The following is a 24,498-nucleotide window of genomic DNA, read 5'->3' on the forward strand; positions in this document are numbered from 1 at the left end:
GAATATCGTCACATCCTTTACGAAAAGCGACATGGTGTCGCTTTTCAGCATGCCGCAAACTCCGCATCAGGTCAATCACGTGGTGCGCCGCCCTCGAAGCTATTTAGATTGACGTAATCGCAAGGTGCTTCCTGCATCTGAAGGTGCAGGGCATTTCCTGTGAAAGGATGCGCGCGCGCAAGGTCTTCGTCAAAGGAAATTCCAAGACCGGGCGTTTCAGGCGGGGTGACAAAACCATCCTCGACCCGCAGGCTATGGCCGATCAACGGCAGGTGAAATTCACCCCCTGTCTGGATGCATTCGATCATCAGCAGATTGGGGATCGAGGCGGCCAGATGAATATTCGCCGCCCATTCCACCGGCCCGGCATAAAGATGGGGCGCAAGCTGCGCGCCAAACACCTCGGCCATGGCGGCGATTTTCTTGACCTCCCATATCCCGCCTGCGCGGCCCAGCGCCGGTTGCAGGATGCTGGCGGCACCGGCACGCAGCACCGCGCCAAATTCGGCCTTGGTCGACAACCGCTCACCCGTCGCAATTGGAATACGTACCGCGCGGGCCACTTCGGCCATGCCTGCGATGTCGTCGGGCGGGGTCGGCTCCTCGAACCACAAGGGCTGATGGCGTTCCATCGCGGCCCCAAGGCGGATGGCACCGGAAGGGGTGAATTGGCCATGCGTGCCCAAAAGAATATCGGCGCGGGTGCCGATGGCGGCGCGCACGGCCCCCAGCATACGGTCGCACAGGTCGATATCGCGCATCCCCGGCTGGTGGCCGCCGCGCATCGTATAGGGGCCAGCGGGGTCCAACTTGATGGCGGTAAAGCCCTGATCGACCGCTGCCAGCGCACTTTCGGCGGTTAATTCGGGGCTGGTCCAGAACTCGGCCTTGGTGTGGTGCGGCAGTGGGTAAAGATAGGTATAGGCGCGCAGCTTTTCATTCATCATCCCGCCCAGCAGCGCCCAGACAGGCCGGTCGCGCGCCTTGCCAAGGACATCCCAACAGGCAATCTCCAACCCCGAAAATGCACCCATGACCGTTGGGTCGGGCCGCTGGGTGAAGCCAGAGGAATAGGCGCGGCGAAACATCCGCTCGATATTCTCGGGGTTCTCGCCCTTGCAATAGCGGTCAAACACATCGCGGATGACAGCCCCCATCGCAGGCGCACCGACAGCACTTGCATAGACTTCACCATAGCCGGTAATGCCGCATTCCGTGACCAGTTTAACGATGGTCCAGTAGCGCCCGCCCCAACCGGGGGGCGGTGTTTCGATGAAAAATATCTCTAGTGCTTCCAGCTTCATGGTCCGCCCTCCTCAAAAGCATCAAACACGATGACATTGCGCCGCGTGCCGCCCTTGGCGGTATCGGCAATCGCGTCATTGATCTGGTCCAGCCTGTAGCGGTTCGAGATCAGCTCATCGAGTTTCAGCCTGCCTTGACGGTAATAGTCAATCAGGCGCGGGATGTCGCGGCGCAAAACCGTGCCGCCCATTTTGGACCCCAAAAGCCGTTGTTCCTGATAGGCCACCATCATCGGGTTCAGGCGCATGTAATCGTCACTTCCGGTCATGCCCGCCATGATGATCCCACCCCCCGGCGCACAAAGGCCGAGGGCTTGTTCATAGGCCACAACGGCCCCCACTGTGACAAAGACATACTCCGCCCCGCGCCCGTCCGTCAGTGCTGCCACCTGCGCGCGGACCTCTGGGTCAGAGGCAAGCACGCAATCCGTCGCGCCAAAATCGCGCGCAGCGTCCAGTTTCTCAGGCGCGATGTCCATGGCGATGATGCGCCGCGCCCCCGCCAGCCGCGCGCCCTGAATGGCGTTCAGACCAACCCCGCCGGTGCCGATCACCAATGCTGTCGCCCCAGCCTGCATCTGCGCGGTGTTGAACACCGCCCCCACGCCAGTAATCACCCCGCACGCCAGCAGGGCCGCCACATCCAGCGGAATGTCATCGGGCAAAGGGGCAAGCTGGCTGGCATCGACCACAACTTTTTCAGCGAAGGCACCGGTTTTCATGCCTTGGGCAACGGGCGTGCCATCGGGCAGGGCCAGCGGCGAATAGGGTGCGCCCACATGCTCGCAAATCGCAGGCCGCCCGTCAGAGCAGCAAGCACATGTCCCGCAAGCGCGGATCAGCGTGACCAGCACGGCCTGACCCATCTGGTAGTCCCCGACCCCGTCGCCCAGCGCGGTGACATACCCCGCCGCTTCATGGCCATAGACCGCAGGCAGAGTGCCGCCCCATGCCCCTTCAATGAAATGCAGATCGGAATGGCAAATCGCGCAGGCGGCAAGTGTCACCTCAACCTCACCCTTGCGCGGGGGTGCGAGGGTGACTTCGGCAATGGTCAGGGGAGCGTTGAAGCCCGTGCAGAGAGCAGCTTTCATAGATGGGGGCCTTTGTCTGGCGGAAGGGGTCTGGCCTTGCGGCCAGATGCCTCCGGCGCGAGTATTTGAAGCAAGAAAATGTCAGCTTCGCATGCGTGACCCGGTGGGGTCAAACGGCGGATCGAGCGCGATCTGCGCGGCGCGGCGCTGGCCCATGATTTCGACTTCGAACAAGCCCTTGTCGGGGCGGGTGGCAAGGGCGGCGGGGATATAGCCCTGCGCAAGCGACAGTCCGACATGATGGCCATAGCCCCCCGATGTGACCCAGCCCACCACGCGCCACTCCCTTTGGATGGAGGGGTGCGGTGCGGGCAGCGTGATGCCTGTTGCGTCAAAGCGCGGCGCGCCGAAACCTTGCGGCGGGGTGATGGTGCCGTAATCGTGGGCGGTGCGCGCCCAGATCGGGGCATCTGCGCTGGCATCGGCGCGGTCGGCGTCAATAACCAGCGAGACGCGGCGCAGGCGGGGGCCGTTCTGGCGTTCGCGCAGGGCTGCGTCTCGGCCGATGAAATCAGGCTTGTCATAGGCGACAAAGCGTTCCATCGCGCCCTCAATCGGGCCGTAGATGGGGCGTAGTTCGGCAAACCAAGTGGGGAAGTTCTTCTCGAACCGCATTGACAACAGCGCGCGCATTCCGAAATCGCGGATGCCGTGCTCTGCCCCGGCCTGTTTGATGGCCAGATAGACGCGGCGTTGCCATTCGGGGGCCATCCAGAGTTCATAGCCCAGATCGCCCGTATAGGTGATGCGGTTAACCAGACAGGGCGCGCCTGCCACATCCATCTCGCGGAAATCCATGAAGCGGAAAGCGGCGTCGGAGATGTCTTCGTCGACCAATGCGCCAAGCACAGCGCGCGATTGCGGGCCAGCGATGGACAGGCCGACCAGTCCCAGCCCAAGCGCACGGACCTGCGCGCTGCCATCAGATGGCAGATGTGCCTCAAACCAGCGCATGTGGTACTTTGTGGCCGCGAGCGAGCCCCAGATGAAAAAACGCATCGGGGTGGCGCAAGCGATGGTGAAATCACCGATCAGCTTGCCTTGCGGGTTGAGCATCGGGGTCAGGACCATGCGGCCCGCTTGGGGCAACCGGTTGGTCATCAGCCGGTCGAGAAAAGCCGCGGCACCCGGCCCTGTCACTTCATATTTGGCGAAATTGGCGATTTCAGTGACGCCGACACCTTCGCGCACGGCGCGCACCTCGGCGCCGACATGAGGGAAATCATTGGAGCGGTGGAAGGAGGGCACATCCTGTGCCTCACGCGCGGAGGGGGCGAACCAGAGCGGTGTTTCCAGCCCCCAACTGTCACCCATGACCGCGTGATTGTCGCGCAGCATCAGGTCATAAAGCGGGGTGGTCAGATGCGGGCGCGCGGCGGGCAATTCCTCATTCGGGAAACGGATCGAGAAGCGGCGCGCGTAATTCTCGCGCACTTTCGCATTGGTGTAGCGCAGGCTGGCCCAGTCGCCAAAGCGCGCGACATCCATGCCGAAGACATCATGGCCCGGATCGCCCGTTGTCATCCAGTTGGCCAACACCAGCCCGACCCCGCCGCCCTGAGAGAAACCGGCCATCACCGCACAGGCCGACCAGTAATTTGTCAGCCCCGGCACTGGCCCGACCAGCGGGTTGCCATCGGGGGCGAAGGTGAAGGGGCCGTTGATGACCTGCTTTATTCCGGCCCGTTCCAAGGCGGGGAAATGGCGAAAGCCCACCTCAAGCGAGGGGGCGATGCGGTCCAGATCGGGGGGCAGCAGTTCATGCCCGAAATCCCAAGGTGTGGACAGCGGCGACCATGGGCGGCAATCTTTCTCATAGGTGCCCAGCAAGATGCCGTCCCGTTCCTGTCGGGTATAAATCTCGCCCTTGAAATCAATCACACCGATCAATTCGCGCCCTGTTTCGCGGTTGAAGGCGGCCACCTCCTCCATCGGTTCGGTCAGCAGATACATATGCTCCATCGCCAGAACCGGCAGCTCAATACCGACCATGCGCCCCAATTCGCGCGCCCAGAGCCCGCCTGCATTGACCACATGCTCAGCGCGGTAGGTGCCGCCCTCGGTGATGACGTTCCACATGCCGTCGGGGTCTTGGGTCAACTCGCGTACGGGGTTGCGCAATGCGATCTGTGCACCCAGCACGCGGGCGGCTTTCGCATAGGCATGGGTGGTGCCGGAAGGGTCCAAATGCCCCTCGACCGGGTCCCAGAGAGCGCCGACAAAATGCTTCGGGTCCAGCAGCGGGAACATGGCCTGTGCCTCGGACGGGGTGATCAATTCGGTTTGCATGCCAAGGGCGCGCCCGCGCGCATGGGTCATGCGAAGAAAATCCATCCTCTCGGCGCTGTCAGCCAGCATGACGCCGCCGGTCAGGTGCAGCCCGCAAGACTGGCCTGATAGCTCCTCAAGCTCCTTATACAGCCCCACAGTATAGGCTTGCAGCCGCGCCACATTCGGGTCGCCATTCAGGGTGTGAAACCCGCCTGCTGCGTGCCAGCTGGAACCGGAAGTCAGTTCCGACCGCTCGATCAGAAGCGCATCGGTCCAGCCTGCTTTTGCCAGATGATAGAGGACCGAACAGCCGACAACCCCCCCTCCGATGACGATGGCGCGGTAAGTCTGGGTCATGGGCCCTCCTTTCAGTCAGGCAGGTGCTGCGCCAAGCTGGACCAACGCCTTCGCAAGGCGGGTTCTTAGCGCGGTCGGGGTTTGGCGCGATGTGATGAAGGGCAGGCCGGGGCGCAGGGCTGTCCAGCCCGTGACAATCAGCGTGGCGGCAGCGGGTTCATGGGACAACGCATAGGCCCAAGAGCGGCAATCAATGGCGGCGAAATCAGCCCTGCCGTCGGCCACCGCCCGGATTGAGGCGCGGTGGCTGCCGGTTACATAAGCGCCCTGTGCCAGATTGGGGGCGTCCATATCCTGCATCAGCGCAAGGCAGCCAGACATCGAGTCGGGCGCGTTGATGGCGGGGCGCAGTTTCGCCAACCCTTGCGGAAGGCAGGCCCCGTCCGACAGGGGGGCGGCGCAATGCTGGCCCGCGCGCATCACCAGCGCCGAGCGGTAGCGGGTGCCGCGCCCGCCCGGCACATCGTCATAGTGCGGTTGGGCCAGCACATGCACATGCGCATCAAGCCCGGATTGCAGCGGCCCCCAGCAGGTCTGGGCCAGCACAAGATCGGGCGCGTGCCACAGGGCGTGCAATTGCGCCTCCGTCTGAACGCGGGTCAGGGTTTCGGGCAAATCTGGCACAAGGCCGCGCAGTTGTGCATAGAACGCATCGACCTGTTCGCGCAATTCGGGCCAGTCATACATGGGCAGGGCCGCACGCGCGCTCATGCGGCCTGTTTGCCCAAGGGTGCTGGCGCAGGCGTGGCGGGGTGTTGCTGCAAGACAGGGTGCACAACGGGCTCCTTCGGGCGCAGGGCATGGGCGCGAAACATCTGCCAGTAATTGCGGTAAACATAGCCATGGTTTAGCGCCTGCCAATGCGCGGGCCGCTCGGAATAGAGGCGCGGCAAGGCATACCACGGCGCGGCAGGAATCTGGTGATGCACGATATGCAGGTTGTTGTTCAGGAAAAGCCACGCCAGTGGCGAGTGCTCGACAATGATGGTGCGCCCTTCTGGCGCGTCATGCCAGCGATGCTCGGCAAAGGTGCGTATGGAAATCAGCGCCAGTGCGGGCCAGACCACTGCCAGCATATACAGCCATAGCGGAATGCCAAAGGCCCAGATCAGCGCCAGAACCGGCGCAAGGCTTGCCAGATGCAACCCCCATGCCCGCCGCACGCCGCGTGCATTGAGCCGCACAAGTTGCATTTCACTTGTCAGAAAGCCTATCGCCCCCAGAACCGGCCCAAGCAGCATGCGCCCGATCAGGGTGTTATTGACGACCAGCAGGCTTTGTATCAGGGGCGGCATACGGTCATGCTGCCAACGGGCCTTGTACCAGCTTTCAGGGTCTTCCAGCGGGTCGGTCAGGCGTGCGTCATGATGGTGCGCCAGATGCGTGACCTGATAGCGCCGATAAGGGTAGATCAGCGACAGGGGCAAGGTGACCAGCGCTTCATTCACATGGCGGTTGCGGGTGGGGTGGCCGTGCAGGTTTTCATGCACCAGCGAAGAATGCAGCGCCGCCATAAGGGCCATGATACACAGCGCGCTGACAGGGGCCACGGGCCATAGCCAAAGCCCGCAGATTAACCATACCCCGTAACAGCCCGCAATCAGCGCAACTGTCGGCCATTCTATCCGCCGCACGCAGTCCTCCCTGTGGTTATGAGATTGAAGTCTGCGCAAAGAGTGCCTGCAAAGCTGGGCTGCGACAACGCGAGTGTTAACGCCACATTGATCTAGTATTGATGTTTTTAGTTACTTATGATTACTAAAGTCTACATTGTGAGATTGAAAAAGCGCATGAATAAACGCGAGGCATCGGCCCTGTTTCGGGGGCGTTTGGCGCAACTTCTGGCCCAAAGCCGCATGACCCAATCTGCGTTCGCGGAGAGCCTTGGCATTGACCGCTCGGCGCTCTCGCAGCTTCTGACCGGGCCTGACCCGCGCTTGCCCCGCGCCGAAACCCTGTTGGCAATTGCGGCGCAGTTTCAGGTTTCGGCCGACTGGTTGCTGGGCCTGAGTGAAGATACCGGCACGGTGACCCAGACCCTAGACAGCGTCGAGACTGAAGCCGCGCTGGACAGCGAAAGCCGCACAGCGATGGAGCGCTGGCATCAGGAAGCCACCGGCCAGAAAATGCGCTATGTGCCTGCGCATTTGCCGGATCTGATGCGAACGCCTGAAGTTATTGCCTTTCAGGCGCAACAGTCCGAGCAAGAACGCCGCCGCCTGCACGCCCAGACCCAGCGCCGCTTACGCCTGTCGCGTGCCCCCGAAGCCGATATCGAGATGTGTATGCCGCTGCAAAGTTTCGAGATATTCGCGGCAGGTTGTGGCGTCTGGCGCGGCTTGCCTGCGGCTGTGCGGCAAAAGCAGTTGGACTATATCGCGCAGACGGTGGACGAGTTGTACCCCTCGTTTCGCATGTATCTGTTCGATGGGCGCAAGCGGTTTGCCCCGCCGATGACCCTGTTTGGCTATCACCGCGCCGCCGTTTATGCGGGCGAGGTGTATCTGCTGATCCGCTCGAAGCGCCTTATCCGTGATCTGGCGCAGGGCTTTGACGGGCATATTCGCGCCGCCGAAGTGCATGCCCATGAAGCGGCAGATTGGGTTCGAAGTTTAAGGGCGGCGTGAGAGGGGGCGGGCAGCAATCGGGATTTGCAGGCATTGCGTTTCCGGGTGCAAAGCCGCGCAGCGTCGGGCCGCGGTGCGGCGATCTCCAGCTTGATCTATAGCACTTTATGCCAGCCAAATCCGAGCAAGATCAGAGCGTTGTGCTGGTGGCAGCCAAATCGCCGTGCCCGTGGGCGGCCCGACGATGCGCGGCGGGCTGACGCCCTTGATTCCGCGCTTGGGGACAGTCCGCAAAGCGCTCTTTGCTTCCGTTCCCCCAACACGACACCCCTGCTGACAACACTCCGCTTGTCGCCTGCCCCCTGACCTCGCTAGCGTCTTTAGCATGGCACAGGCATGGAGGACCCCATGGCAATGGATCACCCCGCACCCGCGCGTCCCCGCCGCCATGGCGGGCGTGGGGGAAATGCCCGCAGGACTACCAGTTTCAGGCTGGACCAGATGCCGTGGTGCGTGCCTTGCAATACCGACCAGCCGACCGCCCCCCTGACCGAAGACGGAATCGAGGCGATCCATCAGGCTGCGCTGTATATTCTGGCTGAGATCGGCGTTGAATTCCTGAATGAAGAAGCTTTGGCCCTGTTTCGGCACGCAGGCTGCCGGGTCGAGGGTGCGAATGTGCGCATGGACGCCGATTTCGTCATGGAAATGCTGGCCCGCGCACCTGCAAATTTCACCATCACCCCGCGCAAGCCCGCGCATGCTGTTCCGATTGGCGGGGCGCATATGGCGTTTGTCAACGTCTCGTCCCCGCCTGCGACATGGGACATGGTCCGTGGCAAGCGCACAGGCGATTACGAGAGCTACCGCGAATTTCTGATGCTGACGCAGGCGTTCAACTGCATTCATCTGGTGGGCGGCTATCCGGTTGAGCCGGTCGATATTCACCCCGCAATCCGCCATCTGGACTGTATTGAGCAGAAATTGCTGCTGACCGACAAACCTGTGCATGCCTACAGCCTTGGGCGCGAACGGGTTGAGGATGCGATGGAAATGGTGCGTATCGCGGGCGGGCTGAGCCATGCAGAATTTGACGCCGCACCGCGCATGTTCACGAATATCAACTCTGTCTCGCCGCTGCGCCATGATTTCCCCATGATCGACGGCGCACTCAGAATGGCGCGGCGCGGCCAGCCGGTGATTGTCACCCCCTTTACGCTGGCGGGCGCGATGGCGCCGGTCACGATGGCAGGGGCCGTCGCGCAATCATTGGCCGAGGCGCTATGTGCAATTGCGCTGATCCAATATGCCGCCCCCGGCGCGCCTGTTGTGATCGGCACCTTCACCTCGAATGTCGATATGCGTTCGGGCGCGCCTGCCTTTGGTACGCCGGAATATATGCGCGCCACCCAGATGACCGGCCAACTGGCGCGCCGCTATTGCTTGCCCATGCGCTCCTCTGGGGTGTGTACGGCCAATATTCCTGACGCACAGGCCATGTGGGAAACCTGCAACAGCCTGTGGGCAGCGGTGCAATCGGGGTCCAACATCGTCTATCACGCGGCGGGCTGGCTGGAGGGGGGGCTGATGGCCAGCCCCGAGAAATTCGTGATGGATTGCGAGATGCTGCAAATGATCCAGCGGTATTTCGACCCCATGCTGACAGCCACCACCCCTGATGACCTTGCGCTGGATGCGATCCGCGAGGTTGGCGCTGGTGGGCATTTCTTCGGCGTCCAGCACACGCGAGAGCGGTATGAGACGGCCTTTTATTCCCCCATCGCCTCGGACTGGCGCAATTATGAGGCTTGGGAACGCGATGGCGCCACGGACACCATCACCCGCGCCCACCGCATTTACCGCAACATCGTCGACAGCTTCACCCCGCCGCCGATAGATGAAGGTATCCGAGATGAACTGGGCGACTTCGTGGCGCGCCGCAAATCCGAAGGGGGCGCGCCGACAGATTTCTAGGTGATCGGGTTTGCGCGCTGGGGGTGTCCGCACGCCCCATGATGCAGGGCGCCGTGGGACAAGCGCACCCAAGGCGATCATAACGGTTTTCTTCGTATGTGTCCCCTTGCTATGCGATCCATCAAACCCGTCAGTGGCCATAGAGGGCAAGGTAAATCCCGAACGCCCCCACAAGGATCAGGCTTAAGGCCCAGACCAGATCGAGGTTGAACCAAGTGCGCGACAGGAATTTGAGTCCCAACCAGAAATAGATTGCCGCTGCAATCACTCCGCCAGCCAGTGTCATGGCAAAGGTATGCGCCAACGCCACCGCGAAGGCCGAGGCAATATTCTGCCCCATCAAATCGCGCGCGGCCTCATGCCCGCCATCACCCAGATCCGCGCCGCATATACCAAGGTAAATCGGGACCAGCATCAGCCCTGCACCATGCGCCATCGCGGCCAGAAATGACCACAATACCAACCGAGATGGGGACACCCGCGCCAGAAAGCGCGGGTGCCTGCGGTTGATCAGCAGATAGAGACCTGCTGCGATCACCAGCGCGCCTGCGCCAACACGCAATTCCGTTTCCCAGCGTACAAGGGCGGTCATCATGGAAAACGGCAGCAGGATTGCCAGCATCGCCAGCAAATGCCCGAAGGCCAGCGCACCAATGGCTTTCGCCAGCGCGCCATGCCGCCCTTCCATCAGGCCCGCAGATACCGCCAGCGGCCAGCCCATGCCCGGATTGACGCCGTGATAGACGCCCGACAGTATGACGGCCCCCCAAAGGGCCGCCACTGTGCTTGCATCAAGTTCCATTCAAACGTTGGGATAGCAGAAGCTGTCGGTCGAGCAGTCCCCGCCTTCCAGTCTGATCTGGTGCGCGCGGTGGCCCTTGGGGAATTCTACGAAGAAATCCTTGTCCAGCGTCAGCCCACCGTTTTCACCGACAAGCGCCATGACCATCTGGCCGCCTTCCTGTTCAGGATAGAACTGGCTGTCCCACGTGGAATAGAGCGAGTTTGTCCAGTAAACGCGTTTACCGTCACGGCTGATTTCGACCATCTGCGGCCCGAACACAAACTCACGCCCATTCGGGTGCTTCGTGCCGCGCGCGATGCCACCCAACTCGACCTTGCCGGCAAGAAACGGGTTCATCGGGTCTGACACGTCATATTGATGCAGCTCGCCCAACCCCCAGCACGAGACATAAAGGTATTTGTCATCAAGGCTGAGGTCGATATCGGTGATCAGTGGTGGCACGGCCTCGAACCCCTGTAGCAGGGGTGGCAGATTCTCGGGCTTTTCGGGGCGCGGGTCGATGGTGATCGTCTTCTTCGCCTGCCACGTGCCATCCTCGTCACGCCACCAGGTAAAGACAGCCGCCTGCAAGTTTGTTGTGTCTACAACGATGCTGCAAAAACCATAGGACTTCTTCGGGTCATGGGCGGGGCGCACTTCCAGTGTCATCTGGTGGTTTTCGCCAAAGTCGATCGTCTGGATGTTCTTGCGCTTTCGCAAGTCCCAGAAATGAAGCGCATGGCCATATTTATTGGATAACAGTTCTTCGGGCACGAGGCCATTTTCGAATTGTGGCGGCAGGCCCCACTCGGAACTCACCATATAATCCTGCGGCAGGTTCCACCAGAAATCATAGTGCTTTTCTTGCTTGCCGCGGTCCATTTCATACCGCCCGATGATGTCAAAGGTTTCGCAATCCATGATGAAGATGCCCGGTGGCCCGTCCATCCCGTCCTTGCCGCCCCCACCCAGCGTCGAGACATAAATCCCCTCCGGCCCGCAATGGATGGTATGGGGGCGCGAATAGCCGGTCTTGGCAAACACCTCTTCCGGCTCGATGATTTTGTGGATTTTCAGGTCCAGCGGATCTTTGGTGTCGATGACATAGATGCGCGAAGAGCGTATCCCCGGCACGATCAGATAGCGCCGTTCCAGAAAGGCATGTCCAGACAAGGGAGATAAAGAGGACGAGCAGGCATTCCAGCCAAAATGATGAAACTCGTCGCCTTTATTGGGCATCAAAATCTGATGGACAATGCTGCCGTAACCATCGGATTTCGGATTCAGGTCGACCACTGCAATCCCGTCAGGCTGCGACCCGTCGGGGCTGAGCATCACCACGAAGCCGTAGTTTTCTACCGGGGCCTGCATGGCGAGCTGCGCTGTGGCATGAAATGTCGGATCTGGTCGTAAAGTCATGTCGTCCTCCCTTGGATGAATAGGCCCGTCATGGGCCGTTCTGATCACGTCCCCTCTCGTCTTGGCGTGGTCGCTGCCTCCTCAAACCTCGACCACGTTGCACAGTTGAATGGCCCCACTGACACGGGTGGCCAGATCAACAAGTTTCCGCCCGATTTCAGAGCGATACGCCTCTCCAAAACGCCGGATCGGCCCAACGGCCCCCACGCTGAATGTCGCGCCGATATTGCCAATGGAAACCGGTGCGGCCACACTTGCGATCCCAAGGTCGATTTCCTGATCGCAATCGGCAAAGCCACGTTCCACGATCCGCGCAAAATCCGCGCGCAACTCGGCTTCGGTGGTCAGCGTGTGTTCGGTATAGGCCTTCAGGCTGCCGCTGATGATACAGGCCTGAAATTCCGGCTCGGAAAAGGCGGCGATGGCCTTGGAACACGAACAGGCATGCATCGGACGCACGCCCAAGCCGGGGTGAATATAGGCGCGCGCAGGGTCTTCGGGCGTTTCGACGTGAATGATCTCGACCTGACTATTGCGAAAGCGCGACAGAAATACCGTTTCGTTGAACTGTACCGCAGCGGCTTTCAACAGCGGGGCCGCCGCCCGACGGACATCCACGTCAGATTTCCCCAGCAATGCAATCCGGATCAACCGCTCGCCAATCACGACGCGCCCATCACCAGCAGGGGCCGTGACAAGACCCTGATCCTGAAGCGTCTGAACCAAGCGGTAGCAGGTTGGTTTGGGCAGACCGGTTGCCCTTTGAATCTCGGTCGCTGAAACAGGTCGCCCCGCCACAGCAATGATTTCAAGTATTGTGATCAAGCGGTCCAGATGCATGTTGACCGAATCTTTCCAATTTGCGAGACTTATTCTCAAATTATGATATCCCTTTTGCAAAACGCAAGAAAAATCGGGAGGAGAAAAAATATGCGCACACGTGCCGCCGTGGCCCTTGAGGCCGGAAAACCGCTGACGATCATGGAGGTGAACCTTGACGGCCCGAAGGCGGGCGAGGTTCTGATTGAGATCAAGGCAACAGGCATTTGCCACACGGATGAGTTCACCCGCTCCGGCGCGGACCCCGAGGGACTGTTCCCCTCCATTCTGGGTCATGAGGGCGCAGGCATCGTGATCGAGGTCGGCGAAGGGGTCACAACCCTGAAACCGGGCGATCATGTCATCCCGCTTTACACGCCCGAATGCCGCGAATGCTATTCCTGCCGCTCAGGCAAGACCAACCTCTGCACCGCCATTCGCGGCACCCAAGGCCAAGGGCTGATGCCCGATGGCACGACGCGGTTTTCGATGCTCGATGGCACGCCGATCTATCACTATATGGGCTGCTCGACCTTTGCCAATCACACAGTCATGCCGGAAATCGCACTGGCCAAGGTGCGCGACGACGCGCCCTTTGACAAGATCTGCTATATCGGCTGCGGCGTGACGACCGGCATTGGCGCGGTCATCAACACAGCAGGGGTTGAGATCGGGTCCACTGCGGCGGTGTTCGGGCTGGGGGGCATTGGCCTCAACGTCATTCAGGGTCTGCGCATGGCGGGTGCGGATATGATCATCGGGGTCGACCTGAATGACGGCAAGGAAGAGATGGCGCGCAAATTCGGCATGACGCATTTCATCAACCCGTCCAAGGTCGAGAATGTGGTGGGTGAGATTGTGAAACTGACGCAGCGCGGCGATGACGCGATTGGCGGTGTGGATTATTCGTTTGATGCCACCGGCAATGTGAAGGTGATGCGCGACGCGCTGGAATGCAGCCACCGGGGCTGGGGCGTGTCGGTCATTATCGGCGTGGCCCCTGCGGGCGCAGAAATCTCGACCCGGCCGTTTCAGCTGGTCACGGGGCGCGTGTGGAAAGGCACGGCGTTTGGCGGGGCCAAGGGGCGCAGTGATGTGCCGAAATTCGTGGACTGGTACATGAATGGCAAGATCGAGATCGACTCGATGATCACCCACAAGCTGACGCTCGACCAGATCAATGACGGGTTCGATCTGATGCATGAAGGCAAATCCATCAGGGCCGTGGTCGAGTTTTGAGGCGATGCCCAGATCACGAGCCCGCGTCACCCATCGGAAGGGAGAAGACCCCGATGAAACTGAAACCTGTCACTTTCCTTGCCTGACTTGCCCTTGCGGCCCCTGTGGTAGCAGACGGCCTATCACATCTGCCGATGCTGTCCGTCATCGCCCCCGACGCTGTTGCGATCTGCCCCCATGTGCCGCATATGGGTGAACACTGGGCCGAACCGGCAGCCCTGCCTTTGGGCCCGATATACTGTGTGATCGAAGGACGCGTGGTCTGTGTCGAATACATGTTCCTTGCCAGCGAACTCGCCAGTGGCGCCGGCTGGACCGAGATCGCGACAGGCATGCAGACCCCGCCCCTGACCCGGATCGACATGGAGTATAAGGCCGATGGCGTCGGACCTTTTCAGGAACCGCTGTACCAACGCCATCCCTACTTTGCCAAAAGCGAGGTGCTTGCGGCGCATTGGGACCGCTGAATGCGCGCAACTCTATGCCGCGCGTCCGGCGTGCGCAAAGCGCTATGAAGGGCCAGAGGATGATCATCGAAGGCGTGCCTGGGTGCGCGACACCTCAGCCGCCAACGTCTTTGCGCCGAATGCTCTTGATGCGTGTGTTGATGGCGCTCCTGCTGACCACTCGTCGCGCTCGACGGCCCCACACCGTGGAAAGCCCATGCATCCGAAGAAAGACCCTAAGACACTATCGACGCAATGTGCGCGACAGCACTTTCATATCACGCCGTGCAGGGTGATCGCGCGGTCTTTCTCTCTCGGGGCGCGGCACTGGCAAGGCATCTGGTTCGCCCCAGACTGAAATTGATATCTGATCGTCCCCATCGGTGCGGGCATGCGCCGGCTCTATCTCGACAATGCGCACGCGCAGGACAGCTTGCTTCTCGATCGCGGGGGCAATTTTCTCTGCCATCTGCGGGTCCAGATACCCCAGATGTTTCCGAGTCGCCCGGCCAAGCCCAAAAGGCAGGCGCGAGGGCAGCGTCACAAAAGCAGCAACGATATAGTTGGGGTCAAGCGCCAACTCGACAGGGTACCCCGGCGCCATGCTGGAGCCACGAATAGGTATCCTGAGCCCGTGAAGGCGCGCTTGGTGGATCAATGCCTGCATATTTCCTCACTTGGCCCGATTCTGCGAAGGGCTCAAGCTCAGTATGGCATAGTTTGACGATGTGGCGAAACGTCTGTGCTCAGCTCGACAGTTCAAAGCGGATATTACGTGCCGTAAGAGCGGTAAGAACGCCTGAAAACACTTTGGCTGCCCGTATACCTTCTTGTAGAGCGGCATCGATTTCAACGGCTGATGTAGTGGCACCCTTGATTGTCACCACAACCCGTTCTCCTGATATAGCATCATACACAATCTGCTGGCGCCCATTTCGCAGCGCACGAAGCCCCACAAATTCCCGACCATTTCTGCTGTGATAGCCCATCTGTCTCGTCTCCACTGCAGTTTTCATAGGGGGCATTATACAGATTAAAGACTTAGATTCAGCATGTTGCGGGGCGATCTTCAAGTCGCATCGGATATGATGCAAGTATGTCACAAAGTGGGTTTCTCAATGGATAACGCCGAGGGGCTTTCCGTACCGTCAGCAACAAGATCGCAGTGCTGGCCAGACGGGTGGGACGGAACAGGTTTCACGCCCCTAAACCAGCTTCAATGCTAACTGGGCGAAAACACGCTCACACGGCCAGCTTAGGGGAAGGTTGACCAGAAGAAAGATGTGATTAGACCTCTGTGTCGGGTTCACCAGCACTCAAAACAAATTCTGTGGAGTGCACACACATGCCCAAGCAGGCATTCAGGAACTGCGGGGCCTGCGGTATCCAGCCGAGCCGCCCGCACCAGCCATTTGCTCTGGTATTATCCGTTATATGCCGCGCAACCGTGATCTGCGCTGTCAACGGCAGAGTAAAAGTGAGCCAAAGGGCAGCGCAAAATGTTGCCACTTTGGGGGCGGGGTAATCAGTTTCCAGACGAGCGCCAGCATCCGGGCGGCCGCGCTTGTCATATAGCTGGCGGTTGCCCGGATGCTTTGGCCCGTCAGGGCCAATCTGTGCTGATCGTGATTTAGGTTTTGGGTGTTGCCTGACGCGCCTTGCTTTGTCCAAGGCGGTAGCTTTCGCCATTCATCTCAAGGATGTTGACATGGTGGGTCAGGCGATCGAGCAGTGCGCCTGTCAGGCGTTCTGACCCAAAGGTTTCGGTCCATTCGTCGAATGGCAGGTTGCTTGTGATCAGCGTGGAGCCGCGCTCGTAGCGTTGGGAGATCAACTCGAACAGCAATTCAGCCCCGGTTTTACTGAGCGGCACAAAGCCCAATTCGTCGATGATGAGCAGCTTGTAACCCACCATCTGCTTTTGAAGCCGCAAGAGCCTGCGTTCGTCTCTGGCCTCCATCAGTTCGTGAACCAGCGCTGCAGCCGTAACAAAGCCGACCGACAGGCCTTTTTGACAGGCAGATAGGCCAAGGCCCAAAGCAACATGGGTCTTGCCCGTGCCTGAGGGGCCGAGCGCTATGACATTCTCGCGCCGGTCAATCCATTCGCAGCGCGCCAACTCCAGCACTTGCATCTTGTTCAAGGCCGGGATCGCCTTGAAGTCGAAGCTATCCAGGCTTTTGACAGCTGGGAACTTCGCGGCCTTGATGCGCCGTTCGATCATCCGCCGTTCACGGTCGATCATTTCCAATTCAACCAAACGTGCGAGGAACTCAACATGGTCATGCCCCTCTTTGGCGCATTGGCGGGCCAATTTGCCATATTCTCGCAGCACCGTTGGCAGCCGCAGGGATTTGAGGCGATGGTCCAGCAGGATTTGAGGAGTGTCGCTCATGCTGCCTGCCCTCGCTTCATCAGGGACATATAACTGGCCGCCGACGTGGTGCCGACATTGGCCTTTGGCAGATACGGATAGACATCCAGATCCAGCTTGGGCGGCCGCTTCTCGACTTGGCACAAGACAAGATGCTTGACGGCATCAAACCCAATCGCGCCCATGCGAAGCGCGTTTTTGACAGCGACATTCAGGTCGGCCATGTCAAACGTCTCCAACAACCGCAAGACCTGCACATACTCGCGCCGACCTGCCTTGATCATGCGGGCCTCCATCAAGCGGCGCAAGGTTGCAAATTCCTCTGGCAACTCCCATTCCACCAATGGGGCAGCCTGATCCAGCGCCCCGGTCTTTTGCTCCAGCAGCGGCAGATAATGAACAGGATCAAAGACCATATCCTCGCGGTCCCAGCACCTGGGGTGGCGGGCAATCACATCACCACCACAGCCGATGACAACCTGATCGACATAACCCCGGATCCAGACGTCACGGTGGCCATAGGCAACCGGCACCGAGTAATCATTGGTTTTGTAGCGCACCAGGGATTGTGAGTTTACCTGGCCACTGGCCTGATCACAGGCATCAAATGGAGACGCCGGCAGATCCATCATCGCTTCAAGATCGCGCGCCAGTCGTTGCCCGATGCTGTCGTCATGTCCGCGCAAGACATCTGACTGGCGCTTACGGCATTGCTCTTCCAGCCAGAGATTGAAGGCTTCCCATGTTGCAAAATGTGGGATGGGCACCATGAAGTTGCGCCGCGCATATCCAACCAGACCCTCAACAGCGCCTTTATCGTTGCCCTTACCCGGTCGACCATAACGATCGTGGATGAAGTAATGCGACAGGAACCCACTGAACAGCTTGGTCCGCTTGCGCGAGCCGTCCGGCAGAATCTTCGCGACCAGGCATCGATCGTTGTCATAAAGAACCGACTGTGGAACCCGGCCGAAGAATGCAAAAGCATGAACATGACCATCAACCCAGGCCTCGGAGACCGCCGCAGGATAAGCCCGAACAAAGCAGGCATCGCTGTAAGGCAGATCCAGCGCGAAGAAATGCGCCTTCTGCTCAACCCCGCCAATCACGACCATCGCCTCGCCGAAATCCGCTTGAGCATGGCCGGGGGCATGCGCCAGCGGGACAAACATCTCTCGGCTGCGCCGCCCTTGTTCTCGGACGTAATTCTTGACCGTCGTGTAACCGCCTAGAAACTGGTGCTCGTCGCATAGCCGTTCAAAAATGCGCTTGGCGGTGTGGCGCTGTTTACGGGGACGCTTCAGATCGTCTTGCATCCATTGATCGATGAAGCCGGTGAACCCGTCCAGCTTGGGCCGCTTGATCTGCGCCGTTCGCTGATACCCGGGCGGGACCGAAAACATCATCATCTTCTTCACGCTCGCACGCGAAATCCCGAAATGGCCAGCGGCCTCCCGTTCGCTCATACCACCCCGACGCGCGAGGCGGACCTTCAGATATAAATCCACGACTAAAATCTCCCGCCCTCCCTGCAAACAGAAAGGGCCAAAGTGGCAACATTTTACGCTGCCCGCAGCGAGATTATCACGCCACTTCCGTGGCTCACTTTTGCACTGCCGTTCTCACCGGTTCTTCGGCAACCGGGGGTACGGGCTGGGCATTCTGAAAGGCACTCTCAAACTGGTGTAGGATGCTTGCCTTGTCTTCTGCCAGTTGCGCACGCAACGTGCGCATCTCGCCATCGACCTTTTGCCAGATGGCGCTCGTCTCGTAGTTCACCTCGCTCAGCAAATCTGACACAATGCTGCGAATGATCCCTGCTTGCGCTGAATCTGCTTCCAGATCGACAGCGGGTTTGGCCAGATCTGCAAAGTAGCGCCAGTTATATGACGGATTGTCGAGCGTGTTCAGAAGCACATTGCGCGTCCGGTCTTCGGCCCGCTGCACGCGGCGATGGTGAAACGCCAGCGGTTGGTCAAGTATAGCGACCCGCCAGCGCGCCAGAAAACGGTTCATGAATGCGCGATCTTCCATCACGTCGAAGTTTTCCGGAAATCCGCCGACCTGCAACACAGCGTCGCGGCGCATCATCCATTGCACTGGGTAAATATCTTGTCGGTAACACGCATAAGCCAGCGGGTTCAGAAAGAACTCGCCGCGATGAAACGCAGGGGGCAGGTTGTCTTCGCCGATCACCTTGATCTCTGTCTCTGGTCCTGACCCGATGATCTCTTCCTTGACGGCTGTTACCCGCGCGCCAACGCCACCCAGATCAGGCACCGAAGGCGCTGTTTCCAGAAAAAAGCCAATCAGCGCCGACATAAATGTCGGGTCCCATGTGTCATCATCATCCAGACAGGTGACGAAATCGGTTCTCAACGCCTCGACACCGCGATTGAACGCCGCCGAGCGACCCTGACCCGGGTTCAGATCAAGCAGTGTAAATCTGTCTTGCGGCACAGGCACATGGCCATCGGGGGAAATCGCGGCCCTAGAGCGTCGAGCCTTTAACCTGATGCATATCCAGCCCCACAGAAGAAGTTCCAGCATTCGTCCGGTGTGAAGAGGTCGCAGATTTCCGTGAGCGCGTCGAACATCTGATCGAATGTTCTGGCTCCAATCCTACGCAGATGTGCCTTGAGCTTTGAGAAAGCCATCTCGATGGGGTTGAGGTCAGGGGAGTATGGCGGCAGGTACAAGAACCAGCATCCCACATCTCTTAAAGCCGTCGCAGCAGCCTTGTTGTAATGGGTGGCGAGGTTGTCGCAAATAACGACAGTGCCTGGCTGTAATTCCGGGGCCAGGACATTTCGGACATAGGCCTCAAAGGCTTCACCATCCATTGCCCCTTTGATGACCCACGGCGCGATCAGATTGTCGTGCGTCAAACCAGCGATAAATGTCTGCGTTCCCCACGCCCCGAACGGGGCATCCATTTCCAGGCGCTTTCCGCAGAGACTGCGTCCGTATTGACGGGTCAGGTTGGTTTTGACGGAGGTTTCATCAATAAAGACAAGCCGATCAGGATGCGCTTGCATGGCAGGCAGGTGATGCCTGAACCAGTTCTTACGCCGCTCCTTCACATGAGCGCGCAACCGTTCGGTGGCAACCAGCGACTTTTTTTATATGTGTATCCGAGCTTGCGCAGAAACCGCCCGATGGAGGCCGCGTGCGCGGTAATGCCAGTGGCAGCTTCCAATGCACCGGCAAGTTCTGGCAAAGTGATATCACCATCCTGCGCCACCAATTCTTCCAGCAACGCTTGATGAGAAGACAGCTTCCCATGACCAGGAGGACGGCCTTGGGGCTCCGGCTCAATCGAACCCGTTTCCCGCAGCCTGCGTTGCCATCGCACACCAGTGGCGGCGGACAACTTCAGCCGTGCTGCTGCGGCACGACCGCTCAATCCTTCTACAATACACTCTTGAAACCGCGCACGAAGCGCTGACGGCAATGCTGATGACATAAGACATCCTCCCAAGGAACATGAATCACAAATCAACCTCAAAGGGAATCCATCGATTCACGTTTCAAGCGCGGCCCTAAGCACTGCAATATCGCCGCCGTCATTGATCAGAACAACATGCAGATTGGGGTGGTCTTGCGCCATGACAGTCGCAAGGGCGCGTTTCACAAATACGGGGCGGTCCTTGGTGCGGATAACCACACCGACAGAAGGTGTCTGTATGTCTTTCACAATAACTCCAGTCAAATTCTCAAATAACACAACACTCAAACGCCCGTTCACGCGCGAGAGTTCGTTATCGCGCCACGACTGCTTAAATCAATATCAATTCTCGTTTCTAAGCCTGAATCTGGTCAATCCGCCTGTTTCCTTGGCCCCAGATGCTCGTATCCGCGCGCACGGGTCAGGTGAATCTGGCGCTGGCGTTCGCGGAAGGCTTCGCGGCGCTCGGGCGAAAACTCGTCTACGCATTGATGACATTGCACGCCTGCCTCGTATTCCGGGCGGTCGCGGTCTTCGGGCCAAAGCGGGCGGCGGCAGGCGTGGCACATGATATGCGGACCGGGCTTTAGCCCGTGTTCGACCGAGACACGCTTGTCGAACACAAAACACGCGCCGTGCCACAAGCTTTGCTCTTGCGGCACTTCTTCGAGATATTTCAGTATGCCGCCCTTCAGATGAAAGACATCCTCTACCCCCTGCCCCAGCAGGTAATTTGTCGATTTCTCGCAGCGAATGCCGCCCGTGCAAAACATGGCGATGCGCTTGTTGTGAAAGCGGTGCTTGTTTTCTTCCCACCATTGGGGGAACTCGCCAAATGACCGCGTGCCGGGGTCGATTGCCCCCTCGAACGTGCCGATGGCGACCTCGTAATCGTTGCGGGTGTCTATCACAGCCACATCGGGCGCGGAAATCAGGTCATTCCAGTCTTCTGGTCCCACGTAATGGCCGACCCGCGCGCGTGGGTCGACATCGGGCTGGCCCATTGTGACGATCTCGCGCTTCAGGCGCACTTTCAGCCGCCCGAAGGGCATAGCCTCTGCAAAGCTTTCTTTCCACTCCAGCGCGGCGCAACCGGGAAACGCGCGAATATGGGCCAGCACAGCGTCGATCCCTGCGCGCGTGCCTGCAATCGTGCCATTGATCCCCTCGGGGGCCAGCAAAAGCGACCCTTTGACGCCATGTTCGTCGGCCAACGCCAGCAATGGCGGGCGCAATGCGGCGGGGTCATCGAACCGAGTGAAATGATATAGGGCGGCAACAATGAACATAAATGTGCTTTACTGCGCAGACAGCGCCCGCGCAAGAGAGGAGCATTGACGCCAGCCCCTGCGCCCCTTAGCCCTTGCTAAAACAGGAGGGCCGCGCCATGACCCATGCGCTGATCGTGATTGACATGCAAAATGACTTTTGCCCCGGCGGCGCGCTGGCAGTGGCGGGCGGTGACGAGATTGTGCCGGAAATCAACGCACGCATGGCGCAGGCGGGCGCTGTTATACTGACGCAGGACTGGCACCCTGCGGGGCATTCGTCTTTTGCCAGCCAGCACGCAGGGCGCGCGCCTTTGGAAATGATCGACATGCCATACGGCCCACAGGTGCTTTGGCCCGATCACTGCGTGCAAGGGACGCAAGGCGCGGCATTTCACCCCGATCTGGACACGGACCGCGCCGATCTGATCATCCGCAAGGGGTTCCGGCACGAGATTGACAGCTATTCCGCCTTTTTCGAGAATGACCAGACCACCCCCACCGGTCTGGAAGGGTATTTGCGCAGCCGTGGGCTGACACAGTTGGATTTTGTCGGGCTGGCCACTGATTTTTGTGTGGCATGGTCCGCACTGGACGCAGCAAAGCTGGGCTTTGAGGTGCGTGTGCTGAATAGTCTGTGCCGCGGCATTGATCTGGATGGCTCGATGGCGCGCGCACAGGATGCGATGCGCGCGGCAGGCGTGACGCTGGAGTAACTCATGGATATTGCAACCCGCGTCTACAACCACCGCTGGAAAATGGACCCGATCATCCGGTCGCTGATCGACACTGATTTTTACAAGCTGCTGATGTGTCAATCGGTATTTACCAACCACCCGCAAACACAGGTCACATTCAGCCTGATAAACCGCGCCACGCATATTCCACTGGCCGATCTGATTGACGAGGGTGAATTGCGCGAGCAACTTGACCATATTCGCGCGCTGTCGCTGTCGCGCGGGGAATCCACCTTTTTGCGCGGCAATACGTTTTACGGCAAACGCCAGATGTTCCGACCCGATTTCATGGAATGGTTCGAGAATTTCCGCCTGCCGCCCTATCATCTGGAGCGCGTGGGCGATCAGTATGAACTGACCTTTCAGGGCACATGGTGCGAAGCGATGCTGTGGGAAATTCCCGCGTTGGCGGTGCTGATGGAGTTGCGCTCTCGGGCGGTGCTGGGGCGGATGAAACGCTTTGAATTGCAGGTGCTTTATGCCCGCGCGATGACCCGCGTCTGGGAGAAGATCGAACAATTACAGGGGCTAGAGGCCGTTCGCATTGCCGATTTCGGCACAAGGCGGCGGCATTCCTTTCTATGGCAGGACTGGTGTGTGCAAGCCATGATGGAGGGCTTGGGCGCTGGGTTCGCGGGCACATCCAACTGCCTGATCGCCATGCGCCGGGAGGTCGAGGCGATTGGCACCAATGCGCATGAACTGCCTATGGTCTATGCCGCCCTTGCCAGAACCGACGATGAGCTGGCCCAAAGCCCCTATCAGGTTCTGGCCGATTGGCAGGCCGAGCATTCGGGCAATTTGCGGATCATCCTGCCCGATACATTTGGCACCAAGGGCTTTCTGGATCGCGCGCCCGACTGGTTGCCTGACTGGACCGGCATGCGCATCGATTCTGGTGATCCGGCAGCAGGGGCGGAAATTGCCATTCGCTGGTGGCAGGATCGCGGCCAAGACCCACGCGAGAAGCTTGTCATCTTCTCGGACGGGCTGGATGTGGACAAGATCAAGGAACTTCATGCGCAGTTCTCTGGCCGCGTGAAGGTCAGTTTTGGTTGGGGCACATTATTGACCAATGATTTTCGCAACCTTGCGCCAGATGACGGGCTGGCCCCGTTCTCGTTGGTGTGCAAGGCCGTATCGGCGAATGGCCGCGCAACGGTGAAACTGTCGGATAATCCGCACAAGGCAATGGGGCCAGAGGACGAGATTGAACGCTATAAGCGCGTGTTCGATCTGGGGCCACAAGTAGCGCAGGACGTGCTTGTTTAAGGCAAATTAAGCGTGTTGGCAGAATTCAGCAGGCACACAGCCCGCTCACACCGATTTTTGGTGACACAGGCTGTGACCTGTGGTGCAATAGCTTTACTTTCATCAGAGTAGGAGGACTTTAAATGTCATTGGGTTCGCATATTGCAGAGCTGCGCCGAAAGCATGAACATCTCTCTGACCGGGTCGAAGTTGCCCAACGCAGCCCGGGCACAGATGACCTTCAGATCGCAGATATGAAAAAGAAAAAGCTTCGCCTGAAAGAGGAAATCGAGCGCCTGTCGCACCACTGATCCGCTCTTTCCTAGGTTACGCAAACGGCCCGCGAAATGCGGGCCGTTTTTTGTTGTCGCGCAGGACAGATCAGACGAAGAACTGTGCACCATTCGCACTGATGGTCGAGCCGTTGATAAAGCCCGCGTCATCAGACACCAGAAAGGCCACGCAGCGCGCGATTTCCTCTGGCTCGCCCAGTCGTCCGGCGGGAATGCCCGCGATGATCGATTCGCGCACCTTTTCCGGCACGGCCATGACCATTTCGGTTGCGATATAGCCGGGACAGACCGCATTCGCCGTGATGCCAAAACGTGCACCCTCTTGCGCCAGTGATTTCACGATGCCCAGATCGCCCGCCTTGGTGGCTGCGTAATTCACCTGAGCAAACTGGCCTTTCTGACCATTGATCGAGGAAATCACAACGACGCGGCCAAATTTCCGCTCGCGCATACCGGGCCAGATGGGGTGCACTGTGTTGAACACGCCCGTCAGGTTGGTGTCGATCACTTCTTTCCACTGTTCTGGCGTCATTTTGTGGAACGGCGCGTCGCGGGTGATGCCCGCGTTTGCCACCACAACCTCGATCGGGCCAAGATCAGCCTCGACCTGTGCCAGACCGGCCTTGGACGCCTCGTAATCCGCGGCGTTCCATTTGTAGGTCTTGATGCCGGTTTCTTCGGTGAAGCTGGCCGCAGCCGCATCATTGCCGGCATAAGTTGCCGCGACAGTATACCCTTTTGATTGCAGTTCCTTGGAAATCGCTGCACCAATGCCGCGCGATCCACCTGTGACCAATGCCACTCTTGCCATGTTTACTCCTCCTCAGGGATTAGGTTCCTCGCAATATCTGTT

The 24,498-nt window shown here is 59.4% G+C and carries 24 protein-coding genes; 7 read left to right on the forward strand and 17 right to left on the reverse strand.

Annotated elements, in window-relative coordinates; genetic code table 11:
• Positions 1 to 71: 71 nt before the first annotated feature.
• The 5 genes from BD293_RS15935 to BD293_RS15955 all read right to left on the reverse strand — a co-directional run bounded on the left by BD293_RS15935 (position 72) and on the right by BD293_RS15955 (position 6,660).
• Entirely contained in the window at positions 72 to 1,304 is a 1,233-nt protein-coding gene (locus tag BD293_RS15935) for a mandelate racemase/muconate lactonizing enzyme family protein (protein ID WP_142083419.1), read from the reverse strand.
• The gene (locus BD293_RS15940) at positions 1,301 to 2,398 is read right to left on the reverse strand and encodes a Zn-dependent alcohol dehydrogenase (RefSeq protein WP_142083421.1); all 1,098 of its coding nucleotides are present in this window, start codon (positions 2,396 to 2,398) and stop codon (positions 1,301 to 1,303) included. Before BD293_RS15940 ends, BD293_RS15935 begins: the two co-directional genes overlap by 4 nt.
• An 81-nt stretch (positions 2,399 to 2,479) precedes the next feature.
• Entirely contained in the window at positions 2,480 to 5,026 is a 2,547-nt protein-coding gene (locus BD293_RS15945; protein ID WP_142083423.1) for a GcvT family protein, read from the reverse strand.
• A 15-nt stretch (positions 5,027 to 5,041) separates the two neighbouring features.
• Positions 5,042 to 5,737, reverse strand: a complete 696-nt coding sequence (locus BD293_RS15950) for a phosphate/phosphite/phosphonate ABC transporter substrate-binding protein (protein ID WP_142083425.1) — start codon at positions 5,735 to 5,737, stop codon at positions 5,042 to 5,044.
• Positions 5,734 to 6,660: a fatty acid desaturase gene (locus BD293_RS15955; RefSeq protein ID WP_142083427.1), complete on the reverse strand. Its 927-nt coding sequence runs from the start codon at positions 6,658 to 6,660 to the stop codon at positions 5,734 to 5,736. The genes BD293_RS15950 and BD293_RS15955 overlap by 4 nt, the downstream gene beginning before the upstream one ends.
• Positions 6,661 to 6,816: 156 nt before the next feature.
• Here BD293_RS15955 and BD293_RS15960 point away from each other — a divergent pair, with 156 nt between their 5' ends.
• Complete coding sequence (locus BD293_RS15960) at positions 6,817 to 7,653, forward strand: helix-turn-helix domain-containing protein (protein WP_142083430.1); 837 nt, start codon at positions 6,817 to 6,819, stop codon at positions 7,651 to 7,653.
• 354 nt (positions 7,654 to 8,007) lie between these two features.
• Entirely contained in the window at positions 8,008 to 9,567 is a 1,560-nt protein-coding gene (locus BD293_RS15965) for a trimethylamine methyltransferase family protein (protein WP_142084680.1), read from the forward strand.
• Between the two features lie 130 nt (positions 9,568 to 9,697).
• Here BD293_RS15965 and BD293_RS15970 read toward each other — a convergent pair whose 3' ends face one another.
• The 3 genes from BD293_RS15970 to BD293_RS15980 all read right to left on the reverse strand — a co-directional run bounded on the left by BD293_RS15970 (position 9,698) and on the right by BD293_RS15980 (position 12,610).
• Positions 9,698 to 10,369 carry a hypothetical protein gene (locus BD293_RS15970; protein WP_142083432.1) on the reverse strand — a complete coding sequence of 224 codons (672 nt, stop codon included), beginning with the start codon at positions 10,367 to 10,369 and terminating at the stop codon, positions 9,698 to 9,700.
• Entirely contained in the window at positions 10,370 to 11,770 is a 1,401-nt protein-coding gene (locus tag BD293_RS15975) for a selenium-binding protein SBP56-related protein (protein WP_142083434.1), read from the reverse strand.
• An 81-nt stretch (positions 11,771 to 11,851) separates the two neighbouring features.
• Positions 11,852 to 12,610 (reverse strand): IclR family transcriptional regulator, encoded by a 759-nt coding sequence (locus BD293_RS15980; protein WP_142083436.1) that lies wholly within the window; start codon positions 12,608 to 12,610, stop codon positions 11,852 to 11,854.
• 90 nt (positions 12,611 to 12,700) lie between these two features.
• Here BD293_RS15980 and BD293_RS15985 point away from each other — a divergent pair, with 90 nt between their 5' ends.
• Complete coding sequence (locus BD293_RS15985) at positions 12,701 to 13,828, forward strand: S-(hydroxymethyl)glutathione dehydrogenase/class III alcohol dehydrogenase (protein ID WP_142083438.1); 1,128 nt, start codon at positions 12,701 to 12,703, stop codon at positions 13,826 to 13,828.
• A 134-nt stretch (positions 13,829 to 13,962) separates the two neighbouring features.
• On the forward strand, positions 13,963 to 14,295 hold the full coding sequence (locus tag BD293_RS15990) for a hypothetical protein (protein ID WP_142083441.1): 333 nt from the start codon (positions 13,963 to 13,965) through the stop codon (positions 14,293 to 14,295).
• A 223-nt stretch (positions 14,296 to 14,518) separates the two neighbouring features.
• On the opposite strand, the gene BD293_RS15995 is transcribed toward BD293_RS15990, so the two are convergent.
• The 8 genes from BD293_RS15995 to trhO all read right to left on the reverse strand — a co-directional run bounded on the left by BD293_RS15995 (position 14,519) and on the right by trhO (position 21,385).
• Positions 14,519 to 14,941: a hypothetical protein gene (locus BD293_RS15995; RefSeq protein WP_142083442.1), complete on the reverse strand. Its 423-nt coding sequence runs from the start codon at positions 14,939 to 14,941 to the stop codon at positions 14,519 to 14,521.
• 79 nt (positions 14,942 to 15,020) lie between these two features.
• The gene (locus BD293_RS16000; RefSeq protein ID WP_142083444.1) at positions 15,021 to 15,263 is read right to left on the reverse strand and encodes a hypothetical protein; all 243 of its coding nucleotides are present in this window, start codon (positions 15,261 to 15,263) and stop codon (positions 15,021 to 15,023) included.
• Between the two features lie 641 nt (positions 15,264 to 15,904).
• Positions 15,905 to 16,669 (reverse strand): IS21-like element helper ATPase IstB, encoded by a 765-nt coding sequence (gene istB / locus BD293_RS16005; protein WP_142083447.1) that lies wholly within the window; start codon positions 16,667 to 16,669, stop codon positions 15,905 to 15,907.
• Positions 16,666 to 18,156 (reverse strand): IS21 family transposase, encoded by a 1,491-nt coding sequence (istA, locus tag BD293_RS16010; protein WP_170207166.1) that lies wholly within the window; start codon positions 18,154 to 18,156, stop codon positions 16,666 to 16,668. The genes istB and istA overlap by 4 nt, the downstream gene beginning before the upstream one ends.
• Before the next feature lie 94 nt (positions 18,157 to 18,250).
• Complete coding sequence (locus BD293_RS16015) at positions 18,251 to 19,198, reverse strand: glycosyltransferase family 2 protein (RefSeq protein ID WP_142083449.1); 948 nt, start codon at positions 19,196 to 19,198, stop codon at positions 18,251 to 18,253.
• A protein-coding gene (locus tag BD293_RS16020) for an IS630 family transposase (protein WP_142079597.1) occupies positions 19,156 to 20,114 on the reverse strand; the annotation gives its coding sequence in 2 pieces (ribosomal slippage) (positions 19,156 to 19,770 and positions 19,773 to 20,114; 957 coding nt in all). Before BD293_RS16020 ends, BD293_RS16015 begins: the two co-directional genes overlap by 43 nt.
• 57 nt (positions 20,115 to 20,171) lie before the next feature.
• Positions 20,172 to 20,345: a glycosyltransferase family 2 protein gene (locus BD293_RS16025; protein ID WP_142083451.1), complete on the reverse strand. Its 174-nt coding sequence runs from the start codon at positions 20,343 to 20,345 to the stop codon at positions 20,172 to 20,174.
• 122 nt (positions 20,346 to 20,467) lie between these two features.
• Positions 20,468 to 21,385, reverse strand: a complete 918-nt coding sequence (trhO, locus tag BD293_RS16030) for an oxygen-dependent tRNA uridine(34) hydroxylase TrhO (RefSeq protein ID WP_142083453.1) — start codon at positions 21,383 to 21,385, stop codon at positions 20,468 to 20,470.
• 98 nt (positions 21,386 to 21,483) lie between these two features.
• Here trhO and pncA point away from each other — a divergent pair, with 98 nt between their 5' ends.
• From pncA to BD293_RS16045, 3 genes are all read left to right on the forward strand, one after another.
• Positions 21,484 to 22,080, forward strand: coding sequence for a bifunctional nicotinamidase/pyrazinamidase (gene pncA, locus BD293_RS16035; RefSeq protein ID WP_142083456.1), 597 nt, complete (start codon positions 21,484 to 21,486; stop codon positions 22,078 to 22,080).
• Between the two features lie 3 nt (positions 22,081 to 22,083).
• A complete protein-coding gene (pncB, locus tag BD293_RS16040; RefSeq protein ID WP_142083458.1) occupies positions 22,084 to 23,373 on the forward strand; it encodes a nicotinate phosphoribosyltransferase in 1,290 nt (429 codons plus the stop codon).
• 122 nt (positions 23,374 to 23,495) lie between these two features.
• The gene (locus BD293_RS16045; protein ID WP_142083460.1) at positions 23,496 to 23,663 is read left to right on the forward strand and encodes a YdcH family protein; all 168 of its coding nucleotides are present in this window, start codon (positions 23,496 to 23,498) and stop codon (positions 23,661 to 23,663) included.
• A gap of 70 nt (positions 23,664 to 23,733) precedes the next feature.
• Here BD293_RS16045 and phbB read toward each other — a convergent pair whose 3' ends face one another.
• The gene (gene phbB / locus BD293_RS16050) at positions 23,734 to 24,456 is read right to left on the reverse strand and encodes an acetoacetyl-CoA reductase (RefSeq protein WP_142083462.1); all 723 of its coding nucleotides are present in this window, start codon (positions 24,454 to 24,456) and stop codon (positions 23,734 to 23,736) included.
• Between the last annotated feature and the right edge of the window lie 42 nt (positions 24,457 to 24,498).

Origin of the sequence: Roseinatronobacter monicus, assembly GCF_006716865.1 — a bacterium.
Taxonomy (GTDB): Bacteria; Pseudomonadota; Alphaproteobacteria; order Rhodobacterales; family Rhodobacteraceae; genus Roseinatronobacter; species Roseinatronobacter monicus.

Excerpts from the sequence above, each read along its gene's own strand:
- BD293_RS15935 (WP_142083419.1), bottom strand. The coding sequence starts at position 1,304 with ATGAAGCTGGAAGCACTAGAGATATTTTTCATCGAAACACCGCCCCCC.
- BD293_RS15990 (WP_142083441.1), top strand. The coding sequence starts at position 13,963 with ATGCTGTCCGTCATCGCCCCCGACGCTGTTGCGATCTGCCCCCATGTG.
- BD293_RS15975 (WP_142083434.1), bottom strand. The coding sequence starts at position 11,770 with ATGACTTTACGACCAGATCCGACATTTCATGCCACAGCGCAGCTCGCC.
- BD293_RS15980 (WP_142083436.1), bottom strand. The coding sequence starts at position 12,610 with ATGCATCTGGACCGCTTGATCACAATACTTGAAATCATTGCTGTGGCG.
- BD293_RS15960 (WP_142083430.1), top strand. The coding sequence starts at position 6,817 with ATGAATAAACGCGAGGCATCGGCCCTGTTTCGGGGGCGTTTGGCGCAA.
- pncA (WP_142083456.1), top strand. The coding sequence starts at position 21,484 with ATGACCCATGCGCTGATCGTGATTGACATGCAAAATGACTTTTGCCCC.
- BD293_RS16045 (WP_142083460.1), top strand. The coding sequence starts at position 23,496 with ATGTCATTGGGTTCGCATATTGCAGAGCTGCGCCGAAAGCATGAACAT.
- pncB (WP_142083458.1), top strand. The coding sequence starts at position 22,084 with ATGGATATTGCAACCCGCGTCTACAACCACCGCTGGAAAATGGACCCG.
- BD293_RS15945 (WP_142083423.1), bottom strand. The coding sequence starts at position 5,026 with ATGACCCAGACTTACCGCGCCATCGTCATCGGAGGGGGGGTTGTCGGC.
- trhO (WP_142083453.1), bottom strand. The coding sequence starts at position 21,385 with ATGTTCATTGTTGCCGCCCTATATCATTTCACTCGGTTCGATGACCCC.
- BD293_RS15970 (WP_142083432.1), bottom strand. The coding sequence starts at position 10,369 with ATGGAACTTGATGCAAGCACAGTGGCGGCCCTTTGGGGGGCCGTCATA.
- BD293_RS15985 (WP_142083438.1), top strand. The coding sequence starts at position 12,701 with ATGCGCACACGTGCCGCCGTGGCCCTTGAGGCCGGAAAACCGCTGACG.
- BD293_RS15965 (WP_142084680.1), top strand. The coding sequence starts at position 8,008 with ATGGATCACCCCGCACCCGCGCGTCCCCGCCGCCATGGCGGGCGTGGG.
- istB (WP_142083447.1), bottom strand. The coding sequence starts at position 16,669 with ATGAGCGACACTCCTCAAATCCTGCTGGACCATCGCCTCAAATCCCTG.
- BD293_RS15995 (WP_142083442.1), bottom strand. The coding sequence starts at position 14,941 with ATGCAGGCATTGATCCACCAAGCGCGCCTTCACGGGCTCAGGATACCT.
- BD293_RS16015 (WP_142083449.1), bottom strand. The coding sequence starts at position 19,198 with ATGCTGGAACTTCTTCTGTGGGGCTGGATATGCATCAGGTTAAAGGCT.
- BD293_RS16000 (WP_142083444.1), bottom strand. The coding sequence starts at position 15,263 with ATGGGCTATCACAGCAGAAATGGTCGGGAATTTGTGGGGCTTCGTGCG.
- phbB (WP_142083462.1), bottom strand. The coding sequence starts at position 24,456 with ATGGCAAGAGTGGCATTGGTCACAGGTGGATCGCGCGGCATTGGTGCA.
- BD293_RS15940 (WP_142083421.1), bottom strand. The coding sequence starts at position 2,398 with ATGAAAGCTGCTCTCTGCACGGGCTTCAACGCTCCCCTGACCATTGCC.
- BD293_RS15950 (WP_142083425.1), bottom strand. The coding sequence starts at position 5,737 with ATGAGCGCGCGTGCGGCCCTGCCCATGTATGACTGGCCCGAATTGCGC.